The following is a 2624-nucleotide window of genomic DNA, read 5'->3' on the forward strand; positions in this document are numbered from 1 at the left end:
ACAATTGGCAAAAATCGCAGCCATGTCTTTCTATATAAGGGTTTCACCCCTTATAACTCCCGTCCATTGCATAACACAAACCGAAGAACCAAAATAATCAAAGCTTTTTGCTTGGTTGGATTCTAGGCTATTTAAGGGATTAGGCTCATTGAAACTACTAATTTGCTATAACCAGTCTAGGAGAGCCTTACTGATTACTGTTTACTGATTACTGTTTACTGATTACTGTTTACTGATAACTGACCTAGCTTATGAACCGTCAAAAATTTACTTGGGGATATTCTGGTTATAAATTGCGTCAGAGAGAAAATTTTAAAGAATTTCTGTGTTTACTGGGATTATTAATAGCGGCCTTAATTATCTATCTAGTGGGATTAGGTAATTTACCCTTGCGGGATTGGGATGAAGCGACCATCGCTCAGGTGGCCAAGGAAATTAGCCAAACCCCACTGGAACAATTGCGCTGGTTATTTCCCAGTTTTTGGGGTGATCCCTACCTGAATAAACCGCCGTTGATTCATAGTTTGATTGGTCTAACCTACCATTTCGGGGGCATCAATGAGGCCAATACGAGACTAATTCCCGCTTTTTTAACAGCTTTATCGGTGCCGCTCCTCTACCTTCTCGGTCGAGAAATTTTTCCCGCTCGTTTACCAGCTTTACTATCGGCCTTGATCTATCTAACTCTTTTGCCGGTGGTGCGTCATGGCCGTTTAGCCATGTTGGATGGAGCGGTATTGTGTTTTGAAATGCTGATGTTTGTCTGTTTACTGCGCTCACGGCGCGATTTACGCTGGTCTCTGGGGGCGGGGTTAGGATTTGCCCTCCTTTGTCTGACTAAGGGTATTATGGGGCTATTATTGGCGGGTATCGGCTTGATTTTTCTGCTCTGGGATACCCCCCGGTTATTAACGTCTGCCTATTTTTGGTCGGGTTGGTTGTTGGGAGCAACCCCCGCTTTTGCCTGGTATAGCACCCAATTTTGGCACTACGAGCGGGAGTTTCTCGATTCCCTTTTTGTTCAACAGTTAAAGCGAGTTAGTGACGATCTGGACAATCATCGCGGACCGTTTTGGTATTATCTGCTGGAAATTCTTAAATATAGTTGGCCTTGGTTAATTTTCTCGGTTTGGGGTTTACGTTTAGCCCGTCAGGAACATCTCTACAGTTGGGCGAAGTTACTGTTAGTTTGGACGGGTGTTTATTTGTTGGTGGTTTCGGTAATGGCGACCAAGTTGCCTTGGTATATTCTGCCGATCTATCCGGCCTTGGCTTTAGCGGCCGGTTATGCCTTGGCGCAAGTGGGTAATCTTCCCATTGATCGCCCCTATAATCCAATCTGGTCAATTATTCTGGGTATTATCGGCGTTGTGGCGGGTTTATTAGCTTTAATGGTCTATTTTCCAGGTAATTTTGCCGCTATCGAACCTATCCATCCCTTAATTCTTTTAACCTTATTGTCACTTTCCTTGACCATGGTGACAACGGCGATTTTGTTAGCTCGGCGCTCGGAACAATTCAGCGTGGTTTTACTCTGGGGAATGTTGGTTTCTTTGTTTATTTTTGTCAATTCTCCCCTGTGGATCTGGGAATTAAATGAGAATTTCCCCGTCAAACCGGTGGCGAGTTTAGTGCAGAAATATGTGCCGGCCGATCACCCTGTTTATATTGCTTTTGCCTACGAGCGCCCCTCATTAAATTTTTATAGTGGTCGTCGGGTTTTTCCCCTTGCTGCTGAAGAATTAATCAATTATTGGCAAAGTCACAAGCAACCCTACCTAATTATCGATCGTCAAACCAAAGAAGCTACTGATTTAGAAGGATTAAAGGTGATCGAGTCCACGGATTCCGGTTGGTTTTTGGTGACAAAGCAGTAGTGAGGTTAATTTTGTGCATACTTTCGATAGCAAATTAGCTGAGACTTTAACTTGCGGGCTTCAAATATTACAAAAATTTTACAAGTTGCGTTAAAATCACCCCTAGCGATGAAACGCAACACTTTTGTAATTGTTGAAACCGAGATTAATATGCTAAATAGGTCAATTACGGCCGAGAAAACCGAGGAATTCGCTCCTGCTGACCTGCAAGACCTGCTAGACTGTACCGATAGCTTTGTTAACCGTCACATTGGGCCGACGGAGACGGAAATCGAGAAAATGCTGGCGGTTTTGGGTGTTGCTACTGTTGAGGAGTTAATCGCTAAAACTGTCCCGTCAGGAATTCGTTTACAAAAAAGCCTTAATCTAGCACCTGCCTTGAGTGAATACGCCGCTCTTGCCCAATTAAAAGCTATTGCCTCCAAAAATCAGGTATTTCGCTCCTTTATTGGCATGGGCTACCATGACTGTATCACCCCGCCGGTAATTCTCCGCAACATCCTAGAAAATCCGGGTTGGTACACCGCCTATACTCCCTATCAAGCGGAAATCGCCCAAGGACGCTTAGAAGCTCTCTTAAACTTCCAAACTCTCATCACTAGCTTAACCGGTCTGGAAATTGCTAACGCTTCCCTCCTCGATGAAGGAACAGCAGCCGCAGAAGCGATGAGCATGAGTTACGGACTATGTAAAACTAAAGCCAATGCTTTCTTTATCTCTAGTAGTTGCCATCCCCAAACGATTGAA

General features: G+C 44.1%; 1 protein-coding gene and 1 pseudogene. Both read left to right on the top strand.

Annotated features, from left to right (window positions below; all coding sequences use genetic code 11):
* Nucleotides 1–251: 251 nt before the first annotated feature.
* Entirely contained in the window at nt 252–1877 is a 1626-nt protein-coding gene (locus PX636_RS20145) for an ArnT family glycosyltransferase (protein ID WP_288118512.1), read from the top strand.
* Between the two features lie 108 nt (nt 1878–1985).
* Nucleotides 1986–2624 (top strand): annotated as a pseudogene (locus PX636_RS20150) (aminomethyl-transferring glycine dehydrogenase); the annotation flags it as partial.

It is taken from the genome of Microcystis sp. M53598_WE2, assembly GCF_030067735.1.
Lineage (GTDB): Bacteria > Cyanobacteriota > Cyanobacteriia > Cyanobacteriales > Microcystaceae > Microcystis > Microcystis aeruginosa.

What these genes read in the sequence shown, in the direction of transcription:
- PX636_RS20145 (WP_288118512.1), top strand. Translation starts at nt 252, where the DNA reads ATGAACCGTCAAAAATTTACTTGGGGATATTCTGGTTATAAATTGCGT.